Below are 26,343 nucleotides of genomic sequence, written 5' to 3' on the forward strand. Positions count from 1 at the left end.
CCGGGCGGAGGCATGGCGCCCCCGCCCGGAACCGGCTCAGTTGAACAGGGTGGAAACCGAGCTTTCCTCGGAAATGCGGCGCACCGCCTCGGCCAGCAGGGGCGCGATGGTCAGCTGCCGGATGTTGGAGGAAACCCGCACCGCCTCGGTGGCCTGGATGCTGTCCGTCACCACCATCTGCTCGATCGAGGCGGCGCCGATGCGCGCCACCGCGCCGCCCGAGAACACGCCATGCGTCACGTAAACGCTGACGGACTTGGCGCCGTTCTTGATCAGCGCGTCGGCGGCGTTGCAGAGCGTGCCGCCGGAATCGACGATATCATCCACGAGGATGCAATCGCGGCCATCCACATCGCCGATGACGTTCATCACCTCGGACACGCCGGCCCGCGGGCGGCGCTTGTCGATGATGGCGAGGTCGGTGTGCAGGCGGGCGGCAATGGCGCGGGCGCGCACCACGCCGCCGACATCGGGGGAAACCACCATCAGGTCGCGACCCTTGTAGCGCTCCAGGATGTCCCGCGCGAACAGGGGGGCGGCGAACAGGTTGTCCACCGGAATGTCGAAGAAGCCCTGGATCTGCCCGGCATGGAGGTCGAGCGTCAGGACGCGGTCGGCGCCCGCCTCGGTGATGAGGTTGGCCACCAGCTTGGCGGAGATCGGCGTGCGGGGCCCCGACTTCCGGTCCTGGCGGGCATAGCCGAAATACGGCACCACCGCCGTGATGCGCCGGGCGGAGCTGCGCTTCAGCGCGTCCAGCGTGATCAGCAATTCCATCAGGTTGTCATTGGCAGGGTAGGAGGTGCTCTGGACCACGAACACATCCTCGCCACGGATGTTCTCGTGGATTTCCACGAACACTTCCATGTCCGCGAAGCGGCGGATGGAAGCCTGGGTGAGCGGCAGGTTCAGCGCGGCGGCCACCGCCTCGGCCAGGGGGCGGTTGCTGTTGCAGGCGACGATCTTCATGGGGAGCGGCATCTCCGGGCTGCGGGACCCGCAAAGGCCCTGAAGGGGGTGATCGGGCCCGGCGAGGAACGGGCGCGTCCTAACAAGGTGGCGGCGCGATGTCCATCACCTGCCGCGTCGGCGCATGAGAGCCCTGCGTGACGGCGTGGGGCTCGCGGGATCAGCGCGCCGCCTGTTGCCCGGGCTGCGGGGGCGGCCGGGTGCCCGCCGGTGGCGCCTCGGGCGGTGTTTCCGAGGATGCCTCGGGCGGTGCATCGGTGGCGTTGTCGAGCACCTGCTTGATGCCGGATGCCGCCTGCTCGGCCGCAACAAAGGCCACGTCGCCCCAAAGCCCGTTCAGCGTGCCGCGCGGCACCTCGTTCAGCTGCACCACCCGCCCCAGCTCATAGCCATCGCGGCGGGAAACGATCCATTGCAGCTCGATGCGCTGCTTGTTGTCCGGCACGTTCACCGCGTTCACCACGCCCTGCACGGCGTAGGTGGCGCCCTCGGCGGTGTTCTGCGGCAGGTAGCCCAGCTTGGTCAGGAAGTCGCGCAGGCGGTCGTTGAGGCTGCTGTTGCCGTCGCCCGGCGCGCCCTGCACGCCGGCCAGCCGCAGCTTCAGCGGCCCCCTGCCGGCCAGGGCGGCGGGGTCGCTGGCCTTGCGGCTGGCTTCCACCTCCCCGAGCAGCGTGGCAATGGCCGGCGCATCCCGCATCGCGACCTCCTTCAGTGCCGCCGGCTGGCCCGCATCCCATCGGTCCAGGGGCACCGGCGCGCCGGCCGTATCGCCGAGGGAGGAGCCATCCGCGTCCCGCAGCGCGTAGCGCGGCACCACCTGACCTCCCTGGCGCTCGGCCGTGACCTGCAGCCGCCAGTCGAGCGGGTTGCCCTCCGTCGCGCTGGCCGGCACCTCGGCGGCGACCAGCGCCTCGGCCAGCAGGGCGGCGTAGCGGGCGGCGCCGTCCGGGGGCAGGGCTGCGTTCTCCGGCACCGGCACGGCGATGCGGTAGGCCGGGGGAAGCACCAGCCGCGCCGCGTCCCCGCCCGGATTGCCGGCATAAGGCCGCAGATCCCCGCAAGCGGCGGCCAGCAGCAGGAGAGGCACCAGCAGGAGCCGGGGAAGGCGATCAAACCAGGGCAAAGCAGGATCCCAGAAGTGCGAGCAGCATCAGGGCGAAGAACATGACCATGTAGGGCATCGCGGCCTCATCGGGGCAGGGCGATGGCGGAAAGCTGGTGGCCGATCGGGCCCTCGCCATTCAGGGTGCGGCGGCGGTGGCTGAAGAAGCGTTCCGCATCGGCGAAGGTGTCGGTGGCGATCACCCCCACCATGCCCGCCCCGGCGGCCACCAGCCTCGCGGCGCAATAGCCGGGCAGGTCGAACAGCCAGTGGCCGGGACGGCGCGCGGCGATCAGGAAGCGTTCCGCTTCCGCGTTCTGCGCCAGCACGGCATCGCGCAGATCGGCGCCGACCTCGTAGGAATCCTGGCGGATGCAGGGGCCGACCACGGCGGCGATGTCCGCCCGATGCGCGCCGAGGCGCTCCATCGCGTCCAGTGTCGCCTCCAGCATTCCGGCGACGGCGCCGCGCCAGCCGGAATGAGCGGCGCCCACCACGCCGGCCTTGCGGTCGGCGAACAGCACCGGCCCGCAATCGGCGGTGACGACGCCCAGCGCCAGGCCGGGCTGCCGCGTCACCAGCGCATCGGCCTGGGGGCGGGCGCCGTTGGGGATAGGTGCCGTCACCTCGGCCACCGCGATGCCATGCACCTGGTGGACGCCGGACAGCGACTCGGGCGGCAATCCCAGCGCCTCCATGGCGCGGGCGCGGTTGATGGCGACCCGCTCAGGATCGTCCTGGCCCGACAGGGAACAGTTCAGCGTGGCGAAGCCGCCCGCGGACACGCCGCCGCGCCGGGTGAAGAAGCCATGCGGCAGGCCGCTCAGCGGGTCGGCGGTGAGGAATTCGGCGGTCATGAGGACTCGAAACCAGGCAGGGATGACAGAACAGGGTGGCAAAGTGCCAGCGCCTTGAACAGCCGCCCCATGCCTTCGGGCGCGATCAGGCGCTGGGCCGCGGAAAGCTGCTCGCCGGCCCTGGCCGGCGCCATGCGCGCCAGCGTGGCGGCGCGGGTGACGAGGCCCAGCGATTGCAGGAAGATGCCCTGCGGCACCGGGCCATGCACGGCGGCGCCGGCGGCGCGGGCGGCCTCGGCCACCGCCTGGAAATCCACATGCGCCGTGATGTCGACGGTGCCGGGGGCCGCGAGCGGGTCGGCCGCGCGATGGGCCGACAAGGCCTGCAGGCTGTCGCCTAGGGCGCTGCGGGCGGGGCCATAATCCAGGAACAGGGCAGCGCCGCCTTCCGCCGCCAGCCGCGCGCCAAGGGCCGTGGCCAGGTCGCGGCAGGCTTCGCTGACCTCCTGCACCGCGCCTTCCGGCGCCTCGTCGGGAAGCGCCGGGGCGGGGTCGGGTTCCCGCTCGGCAAAGGCGCCATGCAGCACGAAGCGCTCCCGCCACCCATCGCCCCGGCGGACGAATTGCCGGATCGGCAGGGCGTCGAGGAACTCGTTGCCGAGGATCAACGCCGGGCCAGGGGGCAGGGTGGACAGGTCCCCGTGCCAGGTCGGGGCGGCGTCATGCAGGGCGCGCCGCTGGGCTTCCCGCAGCGCCAGGCTTTGTTCCACCAGATGCAGGCGCAGCGCGGCGCGGAAGGCCGGCATCACGCCGCCAATGGCGCGCAGCGCATCGGCCATCAACGTGCCGCGGCCCGGGCCGAGCTCGACCAGCAGCACGGGGTCGGGCCGCCCCATCTGCTGCCACAGCACGGCTGCCCAGAGGCCGAGGCATTCACCGAAGGCCTGGCTGATCTCCGGCGCAGTGGTGAAGTCGCCGCGCGCGCCGAAGGGATCGCGGGCCGCGTAATAGGTGGCGGCGGCGCGGGCCATGAACCGGTCCAGCCGTTCCGCCTCGCCCGCAGCCGTCATCGCCGCCGCGTTCAAGCGGTTGCCCGCTCGGGCGTGGGCCGGGCCAGGACCATCAGCAGCAGGCCGGCGAGGATCATCGGGATGGACAGCAATTGCCCCATGGTGGCGCCGGCCCACAGGAAGCCGAGCTGCGGATCCGGCTGGCGGAAGAACTCGCCAATGATGCGGGCCACGCCATAGCCGGCGAGGAAGGTGCCCGCCGTGAAGCCGGGCCGGGCCCGCAGCGCCGGGACGCGGATGACCACCTGCACCAGGATGAACAGGAACAGGCCTTCCATGGCCGCCTGGTAAAGCTGGCTGGGATGGCGCGGCTCCGGCCCGGCATGCGGGAACACCATGGCCCAGGGCACATCGGCCGGGCGGCCCCACAGCTCGCCATTTATGAAATTGGCCAGCCGGCCGAAGAACAGGCCAAGCGGCACCACCGCGGTGATCCGGTCGCCGAAGCGCCGGATGGACAATCCGTGGCGGCGGCAGAACAGGATGATGGCCGCGATGACGCCGGCCGCGCCGCCATGGAAGGACATGCCGCCCTTCCACAGATACAGCGCCTCCCACGGTGCCGAAAGGTAATGGCCGGTCTGGTAGAACAGCACATAGCCGAGCCGGCCGCCCAGGATCACGCCCAGCACCGCCCAGGTGACGAAATCATCCACCTGTTCCCGCGTGGCGGCCACCGGCTCCAGCGTGACGAGGCGGCGCATCAGCCGCCAGCCGATCACGATGCCCGCGATATAGGCCAGTGCATACCAGCGAATGGCGAAGGGGCCGATCTGCACCAGAACAGGGTCGATGGCCGGAAAGGGAAGCGCGAGCAGCATGGCGCTCAACGATACGGATCGGGCTGGAGGAGGAAGTCCTGCACGTAGCGTCGCACCCCTTCCTCCAGCGGCGTCGGCTGGCCCTCGTAGCCGGCGCCGCGCAGGCGGTCCATGCGGGCCTGGGTGAAGTACTGGTACTTGCCTTGCAGGTCCGCCGGCATCTCGATGAAGGCGATGTCGGGCGCCTTGTCGAGCGCCGCGTAGATCGCCCGCGTCAGGTCCAGGAAGGAGCGCGCGGTGCCGGTGCCGACATTGAACAGGCCCGACGCGGCCGGCGTGTCGAGCAGCCAAAGCATCACCGACACGCAGTCATCGACATGCACGAAATCGCGCAGCTGCTCGCCATCGGCGATGTTGTCGCGGTCGGAGCGGAACAGCGTCGCGGGGGAGCCGGTCATGATCTGGCGGAACTTGTGCAGCACCACGCTGGCCATGCGACCCTTGTGGAATTCATTGGGGCCGTAGACGTTGAAGAACTTCAGCGCCGCCCATTGCGGCGGCGCCGCGCCGCCGCGGGCCAGCAGGTCGGCGATGCGCCGGTCGGTGGCGTGCTTCGACCAGCCATAAAGGTTGAGCGGGCGCAGCCTGGCCAGGAAGTCCGGCGTGGCGTCATCCTCGAAGCCATGCCCGCCATCGCCATAGGTGGCGGCGGAGGAGGCGAAGATCAGCCGCACCCCGTTCTCGGCGCACCAGCTCCAGAGCTGGAGGGTGAGGGACAGGTTGTTCTCCGCCACCAGGTCGCCATCGGTCACGGTGGTGTCGCTGATCGCGCCGAGATGGAAGATGGCCTCGGGCTTCGGCGATTCCGCCAGGTAGGACCACAGCCGTTCCGGCGGCAGGATGCCGGCGATGTTGTGGTGGGCGATGTTGCGCCACTTCTCGCGCCCGGGATCGCCGGCCCGCAGCCGGTCGCAGATCAGCACCTCGGCCCCGCGTTCGCAAAGCGCCGCGACGAGGTTGGAGCCGATGAAACCGGCGCCGCCCGTGACCAGATACATAAAAGCGAGACCTCCAACCGCTGCAGGGCGGGTTGCCCGGAAAGGGCGGATGGCCACTGGCCTTCCGCGGAAGCCTCCCACCGGGGGCCTCCACCGGGGCCTTCCGCCGGGTTGGCCGGGTATAGGCGCCGGGCCGGCCAGGGGGCAAGTTGGGGGTGGAACAAGGCACAGCGGCGCCCGCGCCGCCAAAGGAGCACATGACAGATGGATACCGGTTCTGAGACGGGTTCGGGCGGCGACCCCGGCCGCCGTGGCCGCTTTTTCGATGATCTGGCCGGCGTGGCCGGCGGCGCGTTCTCGGTCGCGGCTGGGCTGCGCGCCGAGGTGGAGGCGATGGCACGCTCCCAATTGGAGATGCTGGTGCAGCGCCTCGACCTGGTGAAGCGGGAAGACCTGGACGCGGCGCTGGAAGTCGCCCGCCGGGCGAGGGAGGAATCCTCCGCCCTGGCGGAGCGTGTCGCCGCGCTGGAAGCGAAGCTGGGCGAATCGGGCCCCAAGGTGGAGCCGGTTCCGAAGGGCGCGCCGCCGGTGGTTGAGCCGGATTCCACCGAATCCGGCACGCCCAGGCCGGGTCCGCTGCCGGAACAGGATATCGGCTGACGCGAAGCGGGCGGGGTTGATCCCCGCCCGCGCCGCTTAGTAGCGGTAGTAGTAGTGCGGCGGCGGTGGGGGCCGGTAATAGCGTGGCGGCGGCGGGCGATAGTAACGCGGCGGCGGCGCATAATAGACCCGCGGCGGCGGGCGGTAATAATGGCGTGGCGGGGGATGGCGGTGGTGCCTCCAGCCCGGCGGCGGCCCCCGGCGCCAGCCATCATGCACCTGCACGACCTCGCCGGCCTTGGTTTCGGTGGGAAGGGCTGCGGCGGTGCCCAGCACCAGGCCGGTGGCGGCCAGCCCGATCATGGCCAGTTGACGCAAGCGGCGCATGGTTTCGGTCCTCCTCGTCATGCTTCCCATATAGGGCGGCGAGTCGGGGCGGAACCGTGGCGACGCTGGGGCGCCGGGATGGCCGCGGCAACACGAGCGCGTGTGCCGCGGCGCAGCATCAGGCGCCGAAGACGCGGGCGAAGATTGTGTCCACGTGGCGGAAATCGCGCTGTGGATCGATGGCTCCGTCCAGCGCCTCGGCGCCCAGCTTGCCCGCCACTTCCTCATCCGCCAGCAGGTTGTCGCGGAAGCTCCTGCCGTCCGGCTCGGCCAGGCGGGTCCAGGTGGCCATGGCGGCGCGCTGCACCGCCTTGTAGGCACCCTCGCGCGACAGGCCGGCCTGGGTCAGGGCCAGCAGCACCTTCTGGCTGTGCACCACGCCGCCCAGGCTTTCCAGATTGGCCACCATCCGGTCGGGATAGATGGTCAGCTTGTCCATCATGCCGGTCAGGCGGGCCAGGGCGAAGTCCAGGGTGATGGTGGCGTCGGGGCCGATGAAGCGTTCCACGGAGGAATGGCTGATGTCGCGCTCATGCCACAGCGCCACATTCTCCAGCGCCGGGGTGGCGTAGCCGCGCACCACGCGGGCGAGGCCGGTCAGGTTCTCGCTCAGCACCGGGTTCCGCTTGTGCGGCATGGCCGAGGAACCCTTCTGGCCCGGATGGAAGAATTCCTCCGCTTCCCGCACCTCGGAGCGTTGCAGGTGGCGCACCTCGGTGGCCAGCCGCTCGATGGCCGAGGCGGTGACGGCGAGGGCGCAGAAGAAGGCGGCATGCCGGTCGCGCGGGATCACCTGGGTGGACACGGGCTCCACGGCGAGGCCGAGCTTCGCCGCCACGAATTCCTCCACGCGCGGATCGACGCTGGCGAAGGTGCCAACGGGGCCCGAGATCGCGCAGGTGGCGACTTCCGCCCGGGCCGCGGCGATGCGGGCGCGGCAGCGGGCGAATTCCGCGTAATGGCCGGCCAGCTTCAGGCCAAAGGTCGTCGGCTCGGCATGGATGCCGTGGGAGCGGCCGACGGTGGGGGTGAATTTGTGCTCCTCGGCACGGCGCTTCAGCGCCGCCAGCAGCTGGTCCAGATCCATCAGCAGCAGGTCGGCGGCGCGGGTCAGCTGCACGGACAGGCAGGTGTCCAGCACATCGGAGGAGGTCATGCCCTGGTGCATGAAGCGGGCGCTTTCGCCGATGCCCTCGGCCATCCAGGTCAGGAAGGCGATCACGTCGTGCCGTGTTTCGCGCTCGATCTCGTCGATGCGGGCGATGTCGGCCGCCGAAATGGCGTCCGCCCGCGGCTGGCCCTTTTCACGGATGAGGCGGGCATCCTCGGCCGGGATGGTGCCAAGATCGCCCATCGCCTCCGCGGCCAGCGCCTCGATCTCGAACCAGATGCGGTAGCGGGTCTCTGGCGACCAGATGGCGGTCATTTCGGGGCGGGCGTAGCGCGGGACCATGAGGAATTCCTGCCTGAGAAGGGGCGGCGTTTGGCCGACCGAAGGCGGCCCGGTGGCCGGGGAATGGCCATCTTCGTGGCATCCGTCAACCATTCGGCGCGCTGGTCCGCTCCCTCGGGTAAAGATGAAGGAATGTTTAGAAATAGGACATGCCCGTTGTGCAACGGGGAGCAGCGCTTTAAGCGCGACCGTCTGTTGATGGAACGGGAACAGGTTCATGGATTTGTCCGCCTTCATGCCCGAGCTGATCGCGCTCGGTCAGGTTCTGCTGATCGACCTCGTGCTGGCGGGCGACAACGCCATTGTGGTCGGCATGGCGGCCGCCGGCCTGCCGGCGGATCAGCGCCGCAAGGCGATCTTCTGGGGCATCGTCGCTGCGACCATCATGCGTATCGGCTTCGCGGCCATCACCACCCAGCTCCTGGCGATCGTTGGCCTGACGCTGGCCGGTGGCGTCCTGCTGCTCTGGGTCTGCTACAAGATGTTCCGCGAGCTGCAGCGCGGCCACCAGCCCGAGGTTGACGAGGCGGAGCTGGAGGCGCAGCAGGCGGCCGGCACCGGCGAGCGCAAGACGCTGCGGAGCGCCATCATCCAGATCCTGGTGGCCGACGTTTCCATGAGCCTGGACAACGTTCTGGCCGTGGCGGGCGCGGCCAAGGACCACCTCTGGGTGCTGGTCGTGGGCCTGGCCATCTCGGTCGTGCTCATGGGTGTCGCCGCCACCTTCATCGCCCGGCTGCTGGAGAAGCACCGCTGGATCGCCTGGGTCGGCCTGCTGGTCATCCTCTATGTCGCGATCGAGATGATCTGGCACGGCGGCGGCGAGGTGCTGCCCTACATCACCGGCAATGGCGGCGGTGCCGTGGCTCCTGCTCCCGCGCCCTGACCGGCGCCACATCGAACCATGCGCGGGCCGCCCCGAAAGGGGCGGCCCGACTTGTTTGCGGGGCGGTTAAGCCCTTGTCATAAAAGGGTTCGGCGCCTTCACGGGCCATCTCCTCTCCACTAGCGTCCCGCCCCCCGGGGCCGCGGGCACCGCAAGGCCAGGAGGCGATCAGGTTCCATGGAAGCGTTCACCAGCATGTTGCCGGCATTGGCCGAGATCATGTGGCTCAACATCATCCTGTCCGGCGACAACGCGGTGGTGATCGGCCTGGCGGCTGCGGGCCTGCCGCCGCACCAGCGCGGCAAGGCGGTGTTGTTCGGCGTGATCGCCGCCGCCGTGCTGCGGGTCGTCTTCTCGGTCTTCGCCAGCATGCTGCTGGCCTTGTGGTGGGTCGACCTTCTGGGCGGCCTGGCGCTGCTCTACATCGCATGGAGCTTCTTTGGCGAATTGCGGCATGGCGGCGAGGGCGCCGCCGGCGAGGGCAGGGCGCCGGCCGAGAAGACGCTGCCGCAGGCGCTGCGGCAGATCGTCCTGGCCGACGTTTCCATGAGCCTGGACAATGTGCTGGCGGTCGCCGCCGTGGCGCGGGCCAACCTCCCCTTGCTGATCGTCGGCCTGGTGGTTTCCATCCTGATGATGGGGCTGCTGGGCGGATTGCTGGCCAAGCTTCTGGATCGCTACAGATTCATCGCCTACATCGGCGTGGCGCTCATCACCTATGTGGGGCTGGAGCTGTTGTGGGAGGGCTTGATCATGGCGAACACGGTGCTGGGCCTCGGGATGGGCGTGCCGGAGGCGAGCCATTGAGGCTGCGCCGCATGGCTGCCGGCGCCCTGCTGGCGGCCATGCTGGCCGGGTGCGTGGCGCCAGGCTCCCAGGATGGCGCGGCGATGCGCCCCCCGCTCGATGAGGTGCTGGCCCGGCTACCGGGGGAAGCGGAGGGCTTCACCCGCGGCATCACCGCCGACATGGAGGCGAACCAGCCCGGGCAGGGCCGCGCCATCGACTATGCCACGGCGGCGCGGGATGGCGTGGCGGCGCGGGCCGCCATCGCCACGGTGATGATCTATGACCATGGCATGCCGCCGCTGCCCCCCGCGACGCCGGAAGCCAATGTGGTCGCCAAGCTGGAGGAAGGCGTGGCGGAGGCGCTGTCCCCGGCGCCCGGCCGCAGCATGGCCGAGCGGGAGCGCCATGTCCTGCCGGTGTCGGGTGGCGGGCCGCTGCAATGCGCGGTGCTGGGCGGCAGCTATGGCCGCACGGCGATGTGGCAGCAGGTTTGCGTCGGCGTGGCCGCGGGCCGCTTCCTGAAGGTGTTCGTGGCGGTTCCGGAAAGGCAACGCGGCCTGCTCAATCTGGATGCCGACAGCTTCACCCGCCGCATCGCCCTGGCGGCGCGGGGCGCCGTGGAAATGGCGGCGCGCTGAAGCCTCAGCGCTGCCGCGGCCAGTCCAGCCGCGGCTCGGCGCGCGAGTTCCGCAGCGGCGCGCGGTCGGGATAGGCGGGCGGGGGCAGCACCGGCGGCACCACGCGCGGGGCCTGCTCGGGGGGCGCCTTGCCGTTGAAGGAAGGCGGCTCGACCCAGCCTTCGCCTGTCGTGGCGGCGCGGCGCGCGGCGCCGGGGTCCTGCAAGGAGAAGGCGAGCTCGCGGATTTCCGCCTGGATCTCGTCCAGCTGCACCTCCAGGGCTTCCAGCCGCGCCTTCACCCCGAACACGCTGAACGGCATCAGCAGAAAGGCGGCGGCGCAAAGAAGGCCCAGCAGCAGCAGCAGAAGCCCCGTCCATTCCGGCATGCCCGGAATGGCCAGGGAGGAAACCAGCTGGCGCACATCCTCCATGGATCAGCCGCCCGTCATGCTCATGTGGCGGCCCACGGCCGGGCGCTCATGGCGGCGGTCGATGATGAAGTCGTGCCCCTTCGGCTTGCGGGCGATGGCGTCCTCGATCGCCTGGCGCAGCCCGTCCTCGTCCACCGAGGGATCGCGCAGCACGCTTCTCAGGTCGGCGGCATCCTCCTGGCCGAGGCACATGAACAGCGTGCCGGTGCAGGTCAGGCGGACCCTGTTGCAGCTTTCGCAGAAATTGTGGGTCATCGGCGTGATGAAGCCGAGGCGCCGCCCGGTTTCCTTGACCACCCAGTAGCGGGCGGGACCACCGGTGGCGTAGTCGGTTTCCTGCAACGTCCAATGCGCCCGCAGCCGGTCCCGCACCACGGACAATGGCAGATACTGGTCGACGCGGCTGGCATCCACCTCGCCCATCGGCATGGTTTCGATCAGCGTCAGGTCGAAGCCATGTTCGCCGCACCAGACCACCATGCGGTCGAACTCGTCCTCATTGACGCCCTTCATGGCGACCGCGTTGATCTTGACCTGCAGCCCGGCGGCCTTGGCGGCGAAGATGCCGTCCAGCGTCTTGTCGATGTCGCCCCAGCGGGTGAGGGCCCGGAAGCGCCCCGGGTCCAGCGAGTCGAGCGACACGTTGATGCGCCGCACCCCCGCCGCCGCCAGATCGGGCGCGTGCTTGGTCAGCTGGGTGCCGTTGGTGGTGAGCGTCAGCTCCTGCAGGCCATCCGGGCCGATGCGCTCCCCAAGGCTGCGCACCAGGCGCATGACATCCTTGCGCACCAGCGGCTCCCCGCCGGTCAGGCGGATGCGGCGCACGCCGAGGCCGATAAAGGCGCCGCACAAGCGGTCCAGCTCCTCCAGCGTGAGCACTTCGGCCTTCGGCAGGAAGGTCATGTGTTCCGCCATGCAGTACACACAGCGCAGATCACAGCGATCCGTCACGGAAACGCGCAGATAGCTGATCCGCCGGCCGAACGGATCAATCATGGCGGCCAACTCCCGGCGGGTGATGAATGCGAAACCGATCCTTCATTTGGGCTGCTCCCCCCCATCCGCGCAAGCCCTGGCTGCGGCTTGGGCTTTCACGCTGGGTCGATCACTTCCAGCGTGACCTGCGCGGCGTTGATCAGCAGCTTGCCCGCATGCTCGAAATTCACCGTCACGCGGTCGCCGGCCACGGACTGCACCTGGCCGGTGCCCCATTCCGGATGGGCGGGATGCCGGACAAACAAGCCCGGCTCAAGGGAGGTCATCATCCGGCCAGCCTGCCGCCGGCGCAAGCGCGATGCCAGCGGCAAATTTCCGGACCCGGCGGGCGGCGAGGGAAGCGGCCTTAAGGTTCTCTCAACAGGCCATGTCCAAGATGCCAGCCCGGCCCGTGCCGTTCCGGCCGGAGCCAGGCTGGAGGATGCGCATGGATCTTGAGACAACCCTGGCGCAGGACCTGTGCGCCCGCCTGTGCCATGATCTGGTGGGGCCGCTCGGCACCGTCGCCGGGGCGCTGGACATGCTCGGCGAGGATCCGGAGGCCGCCGATCTCGCGCGCGACGCGGCCGGGGAGATCCGGCGGCGGTTGAAGTTCTGGCGCGCGGCCTGCGGCGGGGGCGGCAGCGCGGTTGCGGTCCCGGAACTGGCGGGATTGCTGGATGGCATGCTGGCCGGCGGGCGCGCCCGGCTGGAACTGCGAACCCTGGCGGAGGACGAGCCCATTCCTAGCCCTGTCGCGCAGATGCTGCTGATGGCGGCCCTGCTGGCCGGGGAAGCCTTGCCGCGCGGTGGAACCGTGGCGCTGACGCAGGAGGCGGAGGGTTACACGCTGCGCCCGGAAGGCCGCGTCGTGAACTGGCCGGCGGCGCTGCTGGCCGTGCTGGAGGGGCAGCCGGCGCAGGGGCCGCGCGAACTTCCGGCGGGCATGCTGCGGCGGCACGCGGATGCGGCGGGCTGGACGATGGAACTGGCGGTGCGGGAAGGCGTGCTGCGGCTTCGGCCGGCCATCCGCGGCTGAAGCCGGGTCCTGCCCGCGCCGGGCCGATGACCATGGCCGAGGGCGGGAATGCGCGAATCCGGCACAGGCCGTTTACCGGTTGTTGTGGGTCCGCCGCACAGGCTGAGAGACGAACCCAGCCTGTCGGGGACTGTGATGGACGATCTGCTCGCTGACTTTCTGACCGAGACCAATGAAGGGTTGGCCGCCCTCGATGGTGCGTTGCTGAAGCTGGAGAAGGCGCCAAACGACCGGCAGACCCTCTCCGAGATCTTCCGCAATGTTCACACCATCAAGGGAACCTGCGGCTTTCTCGGCCTTTCCCGCCTGGAAAAGGTCGCCCACGCGGCCGAGAACGTGCTTGGCCGCTATCGCGACGGCACGTTGCCGGTCACGCCGGAAGGCATCACGCTGATCCTTTCCGCCCTGGACGGGCTGAAGAACATCGTGGCCGGGCTGGAAGGCACCGGCAGCGAGCCGCCCGGCAATGACGGGCCGCTGATCGCGGCGCTGGATGCCGCCTGGCGCGGCGGAGCGGCGCCCTCCGGACCCGCAGGAGACGGTGCCGAGGCAGGCGGCTCCCCTGCCGAGGACGCGGCCCCGGCCGAGGCGCTGTTCCAGGTTTCGCCCGAGCCCACCGCCGTCGCGCCGGCACCCCCGGTTCCGGCCCGCCCGGAAGAGGCCGAAGGGCCTGCCACCGCCCTGGCCGCCGCTTCGGTTTCCGCCCAGGGCGGAGGGCCGATCACGCCAGCCCAGACCATCCGTGTCTCGGTGGACGTGCTGGAAGACCTGATGACGCTGGTCAGCGAGCTGGTGCTGACGCGCAACCAGTTGTTGCAGCTGGTCCGCGCCCGTGGCGACGCGGCCCTGACCGTGCCCCTGCAGCGCCTGTCGCACATCACGTCGGAATTGCAGGAAGGCGTGATGAAGACGCGCATGCAGCCGATCGGCAATGCATGGCAGAAGCTGCCGCGCATCGTGCGCGACCTCGCCAACGAGCTTGGCAAGAAGATCGAGCTGGTGATGAAGGGCGCCGACACCGAGCTGGATCGGCAGGTGCTGGAGCTGATCAAGGACCCGCTGACGCATATGGTGCGCAACAGCGGCGACCACGGCCTGGAGAACCCCGAGCAGCGGCGGGCCGCCGGCAAGCCGGAACTCGGCCGCATCACGCTGAACGCCTATCACGAAGGCGGCCACATCATCATCGAGATCGGCGATGACGGGCGCGGCCTGTCGGTGGAAAAGATCAAGGCCAAGGTGCTGAGCCAGGGCCTGACCAACGAGGCGGAGCTCGCCGGCATGAGCGAGCGGGAAATCCAGCATTTCATCTTCCGCGCCGGCTTCTCCACCGCCGCCGCCGTGACCTCGGTGTCGGGCCGCGGCGTCGGCATGGACGTGGTGAAGACCAACGTCGAGAAGATCGGCGGCACCATCGAGCTGCGCTCGGTGGAAGGGAAGGGCACGACCTTCTTCATCAAGATCCCCCTGACGCTCGCCATCGTCTCGGCGCTGATCGTGGAAGCGGGAGGCGAGCGCTTCGCCGTGCCGCAGATCGGCGTGGTGGAGCTGGTGCGCGCCGGCGGCAGTGCCGAGGGCGCGCAGATCGAGCGCATCCACGACACCCCCGTGATGCGCCTGCGCGACCGCCTGCTGCCGCTGGTGTCGCTGTCGCGGCTGCTGCAGCTCGACCAGCGGCCGGAGGAGGCGGGCAAGGAGGAAGGCTTCGTCATCGTCACCCAGGTGGGCGGCAACGTCTTCGGCATCATTGTCGACAAGGTGTTCGATACCGAGGAGATCGTGGTGAAGCCGGTGGCGCCTATCCTGCGCCATGTCACGATGTTCAGCGGCAACACCATCCTGGGCGATGGCAGCGTCATCATGATTCTCGATCCCAACGGCATCGCCCGCGCCACCGGCGTCGGCGCCGACGGGCCGGTGGATGAGGCGGTGCAGGCCAGCAATCTCGGGCGCGGCACCCGTTCCGGCGAGCGCACCGCGCTGCTGCTGTTCTCCGCGGGGGATGGCACGCCCAAGGCGGTTCCGCTCGGCCTCGTGGCGCGGCTGGAGGATCTGCCGGCCGAAAGCATCGAGCATTCCGGCGGCAAGTTCCTGGTGCAGTATCGCGGCAAGCTGATGCCGCTGGTGCCGATGTCCGGCCATTGGGCGCCGCCCGCGCCGGGCCGCCGCCAGGCCGTTCTTGTGTTCAACGACCGCGACCGCGCCATGGGGCTGATGGTGGACGCCATCCTCGACGTGGTGGAGGAATGCCTGAACATCGAGGGCGCTTCCGAGCAGCCGGGCTTCCTCGGCTCCTCCGTGATCTGCGGCAAGGTGACCGATGTGATCGATTGCTCTTGGTGGCTGCACCAGGCTGGCGATGACTGGTTCCGGCAGCGCCAGGAGATGTCGCCGCCGCGCGTTCTCCTTGTGGAGGACAGCGCCTTCTTCCGCCACCTGCTGGTGCCCGGCCTGGGCGCCGTCGGCTACGCGGTGACGGCGGTGAACAGCGCGGCCGAGGCGCTGCGGCTGCGCGAGCAGGGCGCCGCTTTCGACGTGATCGTTTCCGACATCGAGATGCCGGATCTCGACGGCCTCGGCCTGGCGCGGGCGGTGCGGCTGGAAGGGCCGTGGCGCGGCGTGCCGATGATCGCCCTGAGCGGCCGCATGGACAATGAACGGCTGCAACAGGCGCTGGCGGCCGGCTTCAACACCGCGCTTGGCAAATCGGACCGTGAGGCCTTGCTGGCCTCGCTGGGCGATTGCCTGAGCGCGCAGACCCTGGCCTGAGGAGCAAGACGGCAATGCAGACCACGATTCAGGCCACGGCCGCGGCAACGGCCGCGCGTCCCGGCACCGCGCTGATGAGTGACAGCGCCGCGCAGATGTATCTGACGCTGACGGTGGCCGGGCAGTTGTGCGGCGTGCCGGTGCTGGCGGTGCGGGACATCATGGCCGCGCCATCCATCACGCGCGTGCCGCTGGCCCCGCCCGAGGTGGCCGGCAGCCTCAACCTGCGTGGCCGCATCGTCACGGCGATCGACCTCCGGCGCCGGCTCGGCCTGCCCATGCGGGAAGCCGGCGCGCCGCCGCCGATGAGCGTCGTCGTCGAGCAGGGCGGGGAGCTCTACAGCCTGTTGTCGGATGCCGTGGGCGAGGTCGTGCCGCTGAAATCCGAGGGCTTCGCCGGCAACCCGCCGACCCTCGACACGGTGTGGCGCGACATCTCCCATGGCGTGCACCGGCAGGACGGGCAGTTGCTCATCGTGCTGGATGTCGACCGCATCCTGGCCATCGACTGAGGACCCGCCGCCATGAGCGACCCCAACACCGTGCTCTGCGTGGATGACAGCCGCGTCGTGCGCAAGGCGGCGCGCCGCATTCTGGAACGGCACGGCTTTTCCGTGCGGGAGGCGGAGAACGGGCTGGCGGCGCTGGAGGCCTGCCGCGCCGAGATGCCGCGCCTGGTGATGCTGGACTGGAACATGCCGGTGATGGACGGCATGGAGTTCCTGGTCGCCCTGCGCGCCGAATTCGGGCCGCGGGAGCCGCTGGTGATGCTGTGCACCACGGAAAGTGAGTTCGACCGCATCGTGCTCGCCCTGGGCAATGGCGCGAACGAGTACATCATGAAGCCCTTCGACGACGGGATCGTTACCGGCAAGCTTGTGCAGCTTGGCCTGCTTGAGGAAGCGGAGCCTTGAACGGGCCGCTTTCCCTTCCGCCGCGCGCGGCGCGGCAGGCTGTCCGGGTCATGCTGTGCGATGACAGCGCGACGGCGCGCTCGGCCTTCGCGCGGCTGCTCGGCAACGATCCCGAGCTGGACATCATCGGCGGTGTCGGCGATGGGCAGCAGGCGCTGGATGCGATCACGGCGCTGCCGCCCGGGCAGCGCCCGCATGTGCTGTTGCTGGACCTCGAAATGCCGGTGATGGATGGCATGACGGCGCTTCCCCGGTTGTTGAGGCTGCAGCCAGGCCTCGCCGTCATTGTCGCGAGCGCGCTGACGCAGCGTGGCGCCGAAGCCGCCATGGCCGCCCTGCGATCGGGGGCATCGGATTACGTTCCGAAGCCCACCGCCAGTGCCGGCGGAATGAACGATCCCGCCTTCAGGGCGGAATTGCTGGCCAAGGTGAAGGGCTGGGCACGGGTTCGGGCCGCGCCACGGGCCGCACCGGCACCGGTGGTCTCGCAGCCCGGCCCATTGCCACGCCCGCCTGCGTACGCATTCCAGGTCTCTGCCGCGAAGCCGCGTTCCATCGGCATGCCGGCCGGAATTCCGGTCAGGATGCCTGGGGCGCGGCCCAGGCCAAGGCTGCTCGCGATCGGGGCGTCCACGGGTGGCCTCCAGGCGCTGGCCGCCTTCGTGAAGCGGCTGACGGCGCCGCTGCCGCTGCCAGGCGTGATCGTCCAGCACATGCCGGCCGGCTTCACCGCCATGCTCGCGGATCACCTGTCGCGCCTGGGCGGCCCCCAGGCCGCCGAGGCCCGGGATGGAGAAATGCTGAGGGCGGGGCGCTTCTACGTCGCGCCCGGGGACCGGCACCTACTGGTGGAGAACGGCCCTGGCGGCATGGTGGCGAGGCTGACATCAGGCCCGCCGGAGAATTTCTGCCGCCCTGCGGTGGACCCGATGCTGCGCAGCGCCGTCAGGGCCTGCGACGGCCAGGTGCTGGCCGTCATCCTGACCGGGATGGGGCAGGACGGGATGCTGGGCTGCAAGGCGGTGGCGGCCGCGGGCGGCACGGTGATGGCGCAGGATGAGGCGTCCAGCGTGGTCTGGGGAATGCCCGGCGCCGTCGCCAGGGCGGGGCTGGCGGAGCATCTGCTGCCACCGGAACAGTTGGCGGAACGGGTTCTGGCGCAATTCGGGGCGGGGACCCCGGGCGCTGCGAGGGGGATGGCATGAACGCGGAAGGTTTCGCCTCGATCGCGGCGCTGGTGAAGGCGCGGTCCGGCATCGTGCTGACGCCCGACAAGGAATACATGCTGGAAACGCGCCTGACGCCGATCCTGAAGGCGGAGAAGATCGCCGACCTGGATGGCTTGGCCCTGCGGCTGCGTGACCCGCGCGCGGAAAGCCTGGCCCGCGCCGTGACGGAAGCGCTGACCACCAATGAAAGCAGCTTTTTCCGGGACGGGAAGCCATTCGACCATTTGCGGCGGATCGTGCCGAAGATGCTGGCCGCCCGCCCTGCTGGCCACAAGCTGCGGGTCTGGTCCGCCGCCTGCTCCACAGGGCAGGAAGCCTATTCGGTGGCCATGGTGCTTTCCGAGCTGGGTGTCCGGCATGCGGAGATCTTCGGGACCGATCTGTCGCGGGACGTGGTGGAACGCGCGAGGGAAGGGGTGTTCACCCAGTTCGAGGTGCAGCGCGGCCTGCCGGTCCAGATGATGGTGAAGTATTTCCGGCAGGAGGCGGCCCGCTGGCGGGCGGTGCCCGAACTGCGCGCCATGACGCGCTTCGAGGAGCGCAACCTGCTTTCGGACCACCGGATGCTCGGGCGTTTCGACATCGTCTTCTGCCGCAACGTCCTGATCTACTTCGATCCGCCCACCAAGGGACGGGTGCTGAACGCCCTTGCGGCGCAGCTGGCGGGGGATGGCGTGATGTATCTCGGGGGGGCGGAAACGGTGCTGGGGCTGACCGACAGGCTGGGCGCTCTGCCAGGGGAAAGGGGGGTCTACGCGCCTGCCGCGCTGCGGGCCGGCGCGGCCTGATGCACCCTGGCGCCGCCCGGCGAAGCGGCTGTGCCGCATGGAAGCGCGGCCGGTGGCCGCGGCTCCTGCGGGTGCCGGGCAGCGCGCCGGCGCCGGGATGGCGGAGGTCCCGCGCGCATGGCGCTCGTGGCGGGGCGCCGCCCGGGCCTCAGCCCGTCCCGAGAACCCAGCGGATCGCCAGCGCCGTTGCCGTGAGGCAGGCGACGCCTGCGGCCCAGAGCAGGACGAACCAGCCCAGGCGCCGCAGGACAGGCGGCATCAGTGATAGCCCTCGCCGACGCGGATCTTGCCGCGGAACAGCCAGTACACATAGGCCGTGTAGGTCAGGATGATCGGGATCAGCAGCGAGGCCCCGACCAGCAGGAACAATTGCGAGGAAGGCGAGGCCGCTGCCTGCCAGATATCGATGCCGGGCGGCACGATGTTGGGCCACAGGCTGATGCCAAGGCCGGTATAGGACAGGAAGAACCAGCCAAGCGCATACAGGAAGGGCGCCCCGTCCCGCCAGCGGAAGGAGCGGCCGGTGGGATCGGCCGGCGCCTCCGCTTCCCGCTTTTCCGTGACGTCGATGGCGCGGAAGAAGCGCCAGGTGAACAGCGCCACCAGGATCGGAACCGGCGCGGCCGCCGCCATCCAGGGCATGGTGAACCAGCGCGCCGCGAAGGCCGATTGCAGGAACGGCATGATCAGGCTCACCACCACGATGCAGCCCAGCGTCGCGACACCGAGCCGCCGCGCCATATGGCGTGCCCTGGCCGCCAACGGCCCTTCCGTGCGCCAGATCAGCCAGCAGGCGCCGAGCAGCGCATAGCCGACCACCAGCGATGCGCCGGTCAGCAGGGAGAAGGGCGTCAGCCAGTCCCACCAGCCGCCGGCATAGGCGCGGTTCTCGACCCGGATGCCCTGCACCAGCGCCCCCAGGCAGATGCCCTGGCAGAAGCCCGCGACATAGCTGCCCCAGCAGAAGGCGCGGTCCCACCAGGTCTGCGCGCGATCGTTATGCGCCTTGAACCGCATCTCGAAGGACACGCCGCGGAAGATCAGCGCCAGCAGCATCAGGATCAGCGGCATGTACAGCGCCGGGAAGATGGTGGCGTAGGCCAGCGGGAACACGGCGAACAGTCCCGCGCCACCCAGCACCAGCCAGGTTTCGTTGCCGTCCCACATGGGCGCGACGGAGTTCACCATCACGTCCCGGTCGTCCTTGTGCGGAAACCAGGGGAACAGGATGCCGAGGCCGAGATCGAAGCCGTCCATGCACACATAAAGGAACACGGCGGTCGCGATCAGGATGGCCCAGATCAGCGGCAGGTAGAATTCCATGCGCTTGCCCTCCTTCAGTCGCCATGGCCGGCATGGCGGATGCCGGGCGCGGGGGTGATGCCGCTGGTGCGGATCGGCTGGTTTTCCTCCGGCCCGCGTTCGGCGGGGTAGGGGGCATGGCTGAACAGCCGGAACAGGAACCAGATGCCGGCGCCGAAGACGATGAAGTAAACGACAATGAAGGCGAGCAGCGAGGTACCCACCGCCGGCGCCGCCAGCGGCGCGACGCTGTCCGCCGTGCGCAGCAGGCCATAGACGGTGTAGGGCTGCCGCCCCGCCTCGGTTGTGATCCAGCCGGCCGTGACGGCGACCAGCCCGGACGGCCCCATCAGCAATGCGATGCGGTGGAACCAGGCGCTGTCATACAGCCGCCCGCGCCAGCGCAGCAACAGCGACACGATGCCCACCGCCGCCATGGCCGAGCCCAGCGCCACCATGACGCGGAAGGACCAGAACACCAGGGGCACGTTGGTCGGCCTTTCCTCCGGCGGGAAGTCCTTCAGGCCCGGCGTTTCGCCATCCAACTCATGCGTCAGGATCAGCGCCGACGCCTTCGGGATTTCCAGCCAGACCCGGGTTTCCTCCCGCTCCATGTCGGGATGGCCTAGGATGATCAGCGGCGCGCCGCGCTGGGTTTCCCAGTGGCCCTCCATCGCCGCGACCTTCTGCGGCTGGTGTTCCAGCGTGTTCAGGCCATGCATGTCGCCCAGCAGGATCTGGATCGGCGCCACGATGGCCGCCATCCACATCGCCATGGAGAACATGGTGCGCGTGCGCTCGTTGCGCCGGTCGTAGAGCAGGTGCCATGCCCCCACCGCGCCGACGATGAAGGCGGTGGTGAGGTAGGCGCCGACCACGGTGTGCGCCAGCCGATAGGGGAAGGAGGCATTGAAGATGATCGCCCACCAATCCTCCGGCATGAAGCGGCCCTCGGCGTCGATGCTGTAGCCGCCCGGCGTCTGCATCCAGGAATTGGCCGACAGGATCCAGAAGGCGGAGATCAGCGTGCCAATGGCGACCAGGCAGGTGGCGGCGAAATGCAGCCTCGGCCCGACGCGTTGCAGGCCGAACAGCATGATGCCGAGGAAGCCGGCCTCCAGGAAGAACGCCGTCAGCACCTCGTAGCCCATCACCGGTCCCAGCACGTTGCCGGTGCGGTCGGCGAAGACAGACCAGTTGGTGCCGATCTGGTAGGACATCACGACGCCGGACACGACGCCCATGGCGAAGGCGATGGCAAAGACCTTCAGCCAGTATTTGAACAGGTCGAGATAGATGTCCCGCTTGGTCCAGAGCCAAAGCCCTTCCAGCACCATGAGGAAGCTGGCGAGGCCGATGGTAAAGGCGGGAAACAGAAAATGGAAGGTGATGGTGAAGGCGAACTGGAATCGTGCGAGGTCCAGTGCGCTTGGCAGGAATTCCCAGCCCATGCTGACGCTCCCCGGCGGTGTGGCCGCCAGCGCCTTTCCGGCAATGGCGGCCTTCATCTTCTAAAGTGGTTCGCTGCCGCCGGGTATCCATGGCCGGGCGGTTTATTCCATCCTGTGCGCCGAATCAGCGAAAGGAACCCGCGACATGATCACCTTGCCCAGCAGCCCGGCCATGCGCCTTGATGGCCGCCGCGCCCTGGTGACCGGCGCCGGAAGGGGCATCGGCCTGGCGGCGGCCGCGGCGCTGGCGGCGGCGGGCGCGCATGTGACCCTGGCCGCGCGCAGCACCACCGAGATCGAGGAAGCCGCCGTTGCCCTGCGGGCGCGTGGCGACGCGGCCGAGGCGCTGGCCCTGGATGTGGGCGACATCGGCGCCGTGGCGGCGGCCGTGGCGGAGCGGGAGCCGTTTGACATTCTCGTGAACAATGCCGGCACCAACCGCCCGGCGCCCTTCGCGGATGTGAGCCCCGAGGATTTCGACGCGGTGATGGGGCTGAACGTCCGGGCCGCCTTCTTCGCGGCCCAGGCCGTGGCGCGGCGGCTGATGGTGGCGGGCCGCCCCGGCTCGATCATCCAGATGTCATCGCAGATGGGGCATGTGGGCGGGCCGAACCGTTCCGTCTATTGCGCCAGCAAGCACGCCATGGAGGGGATGACCAAGGCGATGGCGGTGGAACTCGGCCGGCACAACATCCGGGTGAACACCGTCTGCCCAACCTTCATCGAGACGCCGCTGACCCGGCCCTTCTTCGAAAAGCCGGAATTCCGCGACTGGGCACTGGGCAAGATCAAGCTGGGCCGCATCGGCGCGGTGGAGGATGTGATGGGTGCCGTGGTGTTCCTGGCCTCCGACGCCTCGGCGCTGATGACCGGCAGCGCGCTGATGCTGGATGGCGGCTGGACCGCCGACTGAAGCCTCACGCCCATCGTGATTGCATCCGCATGCAAAGCCCCTTGCATGCGGATGCAAAGATCTCCACCCTTGGTCCGGAACCAACAGCCGAAGGGAAGGGTGCGCCATGATCCGCTACCTGAAAAAGGGCGCCGAAGCTGCCGAGACCGCCGAATACGATCGCAAGGTCCGCCAAACGGTGGAAGGCATCCTGGCCGATGTGGAAAGCCGCGGCGACGCCGCCGTGCGCGAGTTGTCGGAAAATTTCGACAAGTGGTCGCCCGAGAGCTTCCGTCTTTCGAAGGAACAGATCCAGGCGCTGATCGACAGCCTGCCCGCGCAGGTGATCGAGGACATCAAGTTCGCCCAAGCGCAGATCCGCCGCTTCGCGGAGGCGCAGAAGGCCTGCCTGACGGACCTGGAGATCGAGACGTTGCCCGGCGTCACGCTCGGCCACAAGAACATCCCGGTGGAAAGCGTCGGTTGCTACATCCCCGGCGGCCGTTACCCGATGGTGGCGTCCGCGCATATGAGCGTGCTGACCGCCAAGGTGGCCGGCGTGCCGCGTGTCATCGCCTGCACGCCGCCGCTGAATGGCGAGGCCCCGGCGGCCACGGTTGCCGCCATGGCAATGGCCGGCGCCGACGAGATCTACCTGCTGGGCGGCATCCAGGCCGTCGCCGCCATGGCGCTGGGCACCGAGACGGTGCAGCCGGTGGACATGCTGGTCGGCCCCGGCAACGCCTTCGTGGCCGAGGCCAAGCGCCAGCTTTACGGCCGCGTGGGCATCGACCTGTTTGCCGGCCCGACCGAGACCCTGGTGATCGCCGACGACACCGTGGATGCGGAGATCTGCGCCGTCGATCTGCTGGGGCAGGCCGAGCATGGCCCGACCTCGCCCGCCGTGCTGCTCACCACCTCGAAGAAGATCGCCGAGGGCATCGAGGCGGAGATCCAGCGCCAGCTCAAGGTGCTGCCGACCGCCGACATCGCCAGCGTTTCCTGGCGCGACCATGGCCAGGTGATCCTGTGCGACACCGATGAGGAAATGCTGCAGGTGGCGGACGAGATCGCCTCCGAGCATGTGCAGGTGATGACCAGGAACCCGCGCTGGTTCCGCGACAACATGCGCAACTACGGAGCGCTGTTCCTGGGACCGGAAACCAATGTGGCCTATGGCGACAAGGTGATCGGCACCAACCACACCCTGCCGACCAAGAAGGCGGCGCGCTACACGGGCGGCCTGTGGGTCGGCAAGTTCATCAAGACCTGCACTTGGCAGGAGGTGAAGCCGGAGGCTTCCGCGATGGTGGGCGAGTATTGCTCGCGCCTCTGCGCCATCGAGAACTTCGCCGGCCACAAGGAGCAGGCCGATATCCGCGTGCGGCGCTACGGTGGCAAGAACGCCGCCTGAGCGCGGGGCGCCGCGCATGCCAGGCCCCGCCATCACGGCGCGGGACTTGGCCCGGCATCTCGGCGTCTCGCAATCCATGGTGTCCCGGGCCTTCAGCCCGGGCGCCTCGGTGGCGCCGGAGATGCGCGCGCGCATCCTCCAGTCCGCCGCGGAGATGGGCTACCGCCCCAACATCATCGCCGCCGCGCTTTCCCGCCGCCGCAGCAGCATCGTCGGCATCGTGATGGGGGAGCTTTCCAATCCCTTTTACCCGGCCGTGCTGGAGCAGCTCACGGGCGCCCTGGGCGCGGCCGGCTTCCAGCCCCTGCTGTTCACCGTGCCGCCAGGGCAGGAGGCCGATGCCGCCCTGCCGATGCTGCGCCAATACCATGTGGACGCGGTGGTGGTGACGGCCGCCAGCCTTTCCGCCGCCGGCGCCGCGGACTGGCTGGGGGATGGCCGTTCCGCCGTGCTGTTCAACCGCACCGCTGCGGGAGAGGCGGAACCCCAAGCAATCGCCGGCACGCCCCTGCCGGACAGCGTGGCCTGCGACAATGTCGCGGGTGGCCATGCCGCCGCCGAGGCCTTGCTGGCGCGCGGGCGGCGGCGCCTCGCCTTTGTCGCCGGGCGGCCGGACACCTCCACCAGCCGGGAGCGCGAGCGCGGCTTCCGCGAGGCCTTGCAGGCGCGCGGCCTGCCGCCGCCGCTCCGCGCCGATGCGGGGGATTTCAGTTACGAGGCCGGGCACCGCGTCGCCCTGGACCTGCGCGAGGCCGACGGCATCTTTTTCGCCAACGACATCCTGGCCCTCGGCGGGCTGGACGCGCTGCGCCACGAGATGGGGCGGCGGGTGCCGGAGGATGTCTCCGTCCTCGGCTTCGACGACATCCCGATGGCCGCCTGGCCCGCCTACCGCCTTTCCACCCTGCGCCAGCCCGTGCCCGCCATGGTGGCCCGCACCGTGGACCTGCTGCGCGCCCGCCTAGCCGGTGAGACGGATGGCCCCCGCGCGGAGCGCCTGCCGGCGGAACTGGTGGAACGCGCGTCCCTTTGAAGTGCTGGAGGGAGAAGGAATTCTCCCTCCAGACCTCCCTCATCTTCTTTTTGTCAGTTGGGGTTCGGGGGGGAACTGAGACGGGATCTCCACCGTGGCGAAGCCAGAATTTCTATAGGCAGCACGGGCTGAACCCGCAGTCGCCGGAGGGCCAAGCCCTCCGGCGCACCCCACCCAAGGAAAACGGGCGCCGCCGCAAGGCGCGCCCGTGAACAGACCAGAAAAAAGATGGGGGTCTGGGGGAATTCATTCCCCCAGCCTTTCCCACCCGATCAGAAAGCGCCGAACATGGTGCCAAGCACGATGATGACGATCAGTGCCGTCACCGGGATCAGCAGGTTCACTACGAAGATGTCCTTGTAGGATTCGCGGTGCGTCAGCCCGGTGATGGTCAGCAGCGAGATCACCGCGCCGTTGTGCGGCAGCGAGTCGAAGCCGCCCGAGGCGATCGCGGCGATGCGGTGCAGCAGGTCGGGGCTGATGCCGAGTTCATTGGCGCGGGCCAGATAGGTGCTGCCCAGCGTGTCCAGCGCGATCGAGAGCCCACCCGAGGCCGAGCCGGTGATGCCCGCCAGCGCGTTGACCGCGATGGCCAGCGAGATGGTGGGCGTGCCCGGCGCGATGCCCACCACGAAGTCGCGCACCACGATGAAGGCGGCGAGGGAGGCGATGACCGCGCCGTAGCCGACCTCGCTGGCCGTGTTGAAGATTGGCAGCATGGAGCCCATGGTGCCTTCGTTCAGCGTTTTCTGCGGGTCCCGGAAGTAGCGCCACTGGAGCACCAGCACGGTGAGGATGGCGCCGACCAGCGCCACCACCAGCGCCCAGGTGCCGATCACCGCGGTGGGCGACACGTTGCCGTAGATCTGCTGCGACAGGTAGCCGAGATCCATGCTCGGGAAGACCCAGAGCGAGAACAGCGCGTTCAGCCCGATCACCACCACGATCGGCAGCAGGGAAAGCGCGAAGCCGGGGCGCTCGCCATCGTCGAAGTTCGGCAGGTTCTCGACGTGGTTGCCGTAGCCTTCATTCGCCAGCTTCGCGCGACGCGCCTGGTAGTGCAGCCAGGCCAGGCCGCCGAACAGCATGATGCAGCCCGCGATCAGGCCGAGGCCCGGGGCCGCGAAGGTGGTGGTGCCGAAGAAGCGCGTCGGGATCGCGTTCTGGATCGCCGGCGTGCCGGGGAAGGCGGTCATGGTGAAGGTGAAGGAGCCGAGCGCGATGGCGCCGGCGATCAGGCGCTTCGGCAGCCCCGCCTCGCGGAACAGCGCGGCGGCGATCGGGTAGATGGCGAAGGCGACGACGAACAGCGACACGCCGCCATAGGTCAGGATGCCGCAGGCCAGCGTCACTGCCGCGATGGCATGCTTCGCCCCCAGCTTCTGCACGATGGTGTGCGCGATGGTGGTGGAGGCGCCGCTATCGGCCATCAGCTTGCCGAAGATGGCGCCCAGCATGAAGATCGGGAAGAACAGCACGACATAGCGGCCGAGGCTGGTCATGAAGATCTGGGTATAGGTTGCCAGCACCGGGCCGCCCTGCGCCAGAAGCACGGCGAAGGCGGCCATGATCGGCGCCAGGATCAGCACGTTGACGCCGCGATAGGCGAAGTACATCAGCCCCGCGAGCGACAGGACAATGGCAAGAGTTCCCAAAGGAACGTCTCCTCGTTAGT

The 26,343-nt window shown here is 69.3% G+C and carries 28 protein-coding genes; 13 read left to right on the plus strand and 15 right to left on the minus strand.

From position 1 onward, the window contains the following. Nucleotides 1–36: 36 nt before the first annotated feature. From F0Q34_RS03640 to rfaD, 6 genes are all read right to left on the minus strand, one after another. A complete protein-coding gene (locus tag F0Q34_RS03640) occupies nt 37–969 on the minus strand; it encodes a ribose-phosphate pyrophosphokinase (protein ID WP_149810746.1) in 933 nt (310 codons plus the stop codon). A 160-nt stretch (nt 970–1,129) separates the two neighbouring features. Then, the gene (locus tag F0Q34_RS03645) at nt 1,130–2,056 is read right to left on the minus strand and encodes a hypothetical protein (protein ID WP_149810747.1); all 927 of its coding nucleotides are present in this window, start codon (nt 2,054–2,056) and stop codon (nt 1,130–1,132) included. A 101-nt stretch (nt 2,057–2,157) separates the two neighbouring features. Further along, entirely contained in the window at nt 2,158–2,928 is a 771-nt protein-coding gene (gene pgeF, locus F0Q34_RS03650) for a peptidoglycan editing factor PgeF (RefSeq protein ID WP_149810748.1), read from the minus strand. Beyond that, nucleotides 2,925–3,938: a class I SAM-dependent methyltransferase gene (locus F0Q34_RS03655; RefSeq protein ID WP_149810749.1), complete on the minus strand. Its 1,014-nt coding sequence runs from the start codon at nt 3,936–3,938 to the stop codon at nt 2,925–2,927. Before F0Q34_RS03655 ends, pgeF begins: the two co-directional genes overlap by 4 nt. 11 nt (nt 3,939–3,949) lie before the next feature. Next, nucleotides 3,950–4,759, minus strand: coding sequence for a prolipoprotein diacylglyceryl transferase (lgt, locus tag F0Q34_RS03660; protein ID WP_149810750.1), 810 nt, complete (start codon nt 4,757–4,759; stop codon nt 3,950–3,952). Between the two features lie 5 nt (nt 4,760–4,764). Next, the gene (gene rfaD, locus F0Q34_RS03665; protein WP_149810751.1) at nt 4,765–5,757 is read right to left on the minus strand and encodes an ADP-glyceromanno-heptose 6-epimerase; all 993 of its coding nucleotides are present in this window, start codon (nt 5,755–5,757) and stop codon (nt 4,765–4,767) included. Between the two features lie 204 nt (nt 5,758–5,961). Here rfaD and F0Q34_RS03670 point away from each other — a divergent pair, with 204 nt between their 5' ends. After that, nucleotides 5,962–6,357, plus strand: a complete 396-nt coding sequence (locus tag F0Q34_RS03670) for an accessory factor UbiK family protein (RefSeq protein ID WP_149810752.1) — start codon at nt 5,962–5,964, stop codon at nt 6,355–6,357. 36 nt (nt 6,358–6,393) lie between these two features. On the opposite strand, the gene F0Q34_RS03675 is transcribed toward F0Q34_RS03670, so the two are convergent. After that, complete coding sequence (locus tag F0Q34_RS03675) at nt 6,394–6,684, minus strand: hypothetical protein (protein ID WP_149810753.1); 291 nt, start codon at nt 6,682–6,684, stop codon at nt 6,394–6,396. Nucleotides 6,685–6,802: 118 nt separating this feature from the next. After that, on the minus strand, nt 6,803–8,137 hold the full coding sequence (purB, locus tag F0Q34_RS03680; protein ID WP_149810754.1) for an adenylosuccinate lyase: 1,335 nt from the start codon (nt 8,135–8,137) through the stop codon (nt 6,803–6,805). A 217-nt stretch (nt 8,138–8,354) separates the two neighbouring features. Here purB and F0Q34_RS03685 point away from each other — a divergent pair, with 217 nt between their 5' ends. The 3 genes from F0Q34_RS03685 to F0Q34_RS03695 all read left to right on the plus strand — a co-directional run bounded on the left by F0Q34_RS03685 (nt 8,355) and on the right by F0Q34_RS03695 (nt 10,450). After that, nucleotides 8,355–9,023: a TerC family protein gene (locus F0Q34_RS03685; protein WP_149810755.1), complete on the plus strand. Its 669-nt coding sequence runs from the start codon at nt 8,355–8,357 to the stop codon at nt 9,021–9,023. 177 nt (nt 9,024–9,200) lie between these two features. Continuing rightward, a complete protein-coding gene (locus F0Q34_RS03690; protein WP_149810756.1) occupies nt 9,201–9,830 on the plus strand; it encodes a YjbE family putative metal transport protein in 630 nt (209 codons plus the stop codon). A gap of 11 nt (nt 9,831–9,841) precedes the next feature. Continuing rightward, the gene (locus F0Q34_RS03695) at nt 9,842–10,450 is read left to right on the plus strand and encodes a hypothetical protein (protein ID WP_149810757.1); all 609 of its coding nucleotides are present in this window, start codon (nt 9,842–9,844) and stop codon (nt 10,448–10,450) included. 4 nt (nt 10,451–10,454) lie between these two features. On the opposite strand, the gene F0Q34_RS03700 is transcribed toward F0Q34_RS03695, so the two are convergent. The 3 genes from F0Q34_RS03700 to F0Q34_RS03710 all read right to left on the minus strand — a co-directional run bounded on the left by F0Q34_RS03700 (nt 10,455) and on the right by F0Q34_RS03710 (nt 12,127). Beyond that, on the minus strand, nt 10,455–10,862 hold the full coding sequence (locus F0Q34_RS03700) for a hypothetical protein (RefSeq protein ID WP_149810758.1): 408 nt from the start codon (nt 10,860–10,862) through the stop codon (nt 10,455–10,457). 3 nt (nt 10,863–10,865) lie between these two features. Continuing rightward, entirely contained in the window at nt 10,866–11,858 is a 993-nt protein-coding gene (gene moaA, locus F0Q34_RS03705; RefSeq protein ID WP_149810759.1) for a GTP 3',8-cyclase MoaA, read from the minus strand. Nucleotides 11,859–11,953: 95 nt separating this feature from the next. After that, nucleotides 11,954–12,127 carry a DUF3553 domain-containing protein gene (locus F0Q34_RS03710; RefSeq protein WP_149810760.1) on the minus strand — a complete coding sequence of 58 codons (174 nt, stop codon included), beginning with the start codon at nt 12,125–12,127 and terminating at the stop codon, nt 11,954–11,956. Between the two features lie 158 nt (nt 12,128–12,285). Here F0Q34_RS03710 and F0Q34_RS03715 point away from each other — a divergent pair, with 158 nt between their 5' ends. From F0Q34_RS03715 to F0Q34_RS03740, 6 genes are all read left to right on the plus strand, one after another. After that, entirely contained in the window at nt 12,286–12,876 is a 591-nt protein-coding gene (locus F0Q34_RS03715; RefSeq protein WP_161600768.1) for a histidine phosphotransferase family protein, read from the plus strand. A gap of 135 nt (nt 12,877–13,011) precedes the next feature. Then, nucleotides 13,012–15,645: a hybrid sensor histidine kinase/response regulator gene (locus F0Q34_RS03720; RefSeq protein WP_149810762.1), complete on the plus strand. Its 2,634-nt coding sequence runs from the start codon at nt 13,012–13,014 to the stop codon at nt 15,643–15,645. A 14-nt stretch (nt 15,646–15,659) separates the two neighbouring features. Further along, nucleotides 15,660–16,157, plus strand: coding sequence for a chemotaxis protein CheW (locus tag F0Q34_RS03725; protein WP_149810763.1), 498 nt, complete (start codon nt 15,660–15,662; stop codon nt 16,155–16,157). A gap of 12 nt (nt 16,158–16,169) precedes the next feature. Continuing rightward, the gene (locus F0Q34_RS03730; RefSeq protein WP_149810764.1) at nt 16,170–16,559 is read left to right on the plus strand and encodes a response regulator; all 390 of its coding nucleotides are present in this window, start codon (nt 16,170–16,172) and stop codon (nt 16,557–16,559) included. Continuing rightward, nucleotides 16,556–17,764 (plus strand): chemotaxis-specific protein-glutamate methyltransferase CheB, encoded by a 1,209-nt coding sequence (gene cheB, locus F0Q34_RS03735; RefSeq protein ID WP_241665301.1) that lies wholly within the window; start codon nt 16,556–16,558, stop codon nt 17,762–17,764. Before F0Q34_RS03730 ends, cheB begins: the two co-directional genes overlap by 4 nt. Further along, a complete protein-coding gene (locus tag F0Q34_RS03740) occupies nt 17,761–18,576 on the plus strand; it encodes a CheR family methyltransferase (protein WP_149810765.1) in 816 nt (271 codons plus the stop codon). The genes cheB and F0Q34_RS03740 overlap by 4 nt, the downstream gene beginning before the upstream one ends. Before the next feature lie 148 nt (nt 18,577–18,724). Here F0Q34_RS03740 and F0Q34_RS03745 read toward each other — a convergent pair whose 3' ends face one another. From F0Q34_RS03745 to F0Q34_RS03755, 3 genes are read right to left on the minus strand one after another with little or no spacing between them, the layout of a single operon-like run. Continuing rightward, nucleotides 18,725–18,835 carry a DUF2474 family protein gene (locus F0Q34_RS03745; RefSeq protein ID WP_149810766.1) on the minus strand — a complete coding sequence of 37 codons (111 nt, stop codon included), beginning with the start codon at nt 18,833–18,835 and terminating at the stop codon, nt 18,725–18,727. Next, nucleotides 18,835–19,899 carry a cytochrome d ubiquinol oxidase subunit II gene (gene cydB / locus F0Q34_RS03750; protein WP_149810767.1) on the minus strand — a complete coding sequence of 355 codons (1,065 nt, stop codon included), beginning with the start codon at nt 19,897–19,899 and terminating at the stop codon, nt 18,835–18,837. Before cydB ends, F0Q34_RS03745 begins: the two co-directional genes overlap by 1 nt. Before the next feature lie 14 nt (nt 19,900–19,913). After that, nucleotides 19,914–21,329, minus strand: a complete 1,416-nt coding sequence (locus tag F0Q34_RS03755; protein ID WP_149810768.1) for a cytochrome ubiquinol oxidase subunit I — start codon at nt 21,327–21,329, stop codon at nt 19,914–19,916. Between the two features lie 145 nt (nt 21,330–21,474). Here F0Q34_RS03755 and F0Q34_RS03760 point away from each other — a divergent pair, with 145 nt between their 5' ends. The 3 genes from F0Q34_RS03760 (at nt 21,475) to F0Q34_RS03770 (ending at nt 24,668) form a co-directional block, all read left to right on the plus strand. After that, nucleotides 21,475–22,242: an SDR family NAD(P)-dependent oxidoreductase gene (locus F0Q34_RS03760; RefSeq protein WP_149810769.1), complete on the plus strand. Its 768-nt coding sequence runs from the start codon at nt 21,475–21,477 to the stop codon at nt 22,240–22,242. 106 nt (nt 22,243–22,348) lie between these two features. Beyond that, a complete protein-coding gene (hisD, locus tag F0Q34_RS03765) occupies nt 22,349–23,635 on the plus strand; it encodes a histidinol dehydrogenase (RefSeq protein ID WP_149810770.1) in 1,287 nt (428 codons plus the stop codon). Between the two features lie 16 nt (nt 23,636–23,651). Further along, the gene (locus F0Q34_RS03770) at nt 23,652–24,668 is read left to right on the plus strand and encodes a LacI family DNA-binding transcriptional regulator (RefSeq protein ID WP_149810771.1); all 1,017 of its coding nucleotides are present in this window, start codon (nt 23,652–23,654) and stop codon (nt 24,666–24,668) included. Nucleotides 24,669–24,940: 272 nt separating this feature from the next. On the opposite strand, the gene F0Q34_RS03775 is transcribed toward F0Q34_RS03770, so the two are convergent. Then, on the minus strand, nt 24,941–26,323 hold the full coding sequence (locus F0Q34_RS03775; RefSeq protein ID WP_149810772.1) for a GntP family permease: 1,383 nt from the start codon (nt 26,321–26,323) through the stop codon (nt 24,941–24,943). Between the last annotated feature and the right edge of the window lie 20 nt (nt 26,324–26,343).

Origin of the sequence: Teichococcus oryzae (assembly GCF_008386565.1) — a bacterium.
Lineage (GTDB): Bacteria > Pseudomonadota > Alphaproteobacteria > Acetobacterales > Acetobacteraceae > Pseudoroseomonas > Pseudoroseomonas oryzae.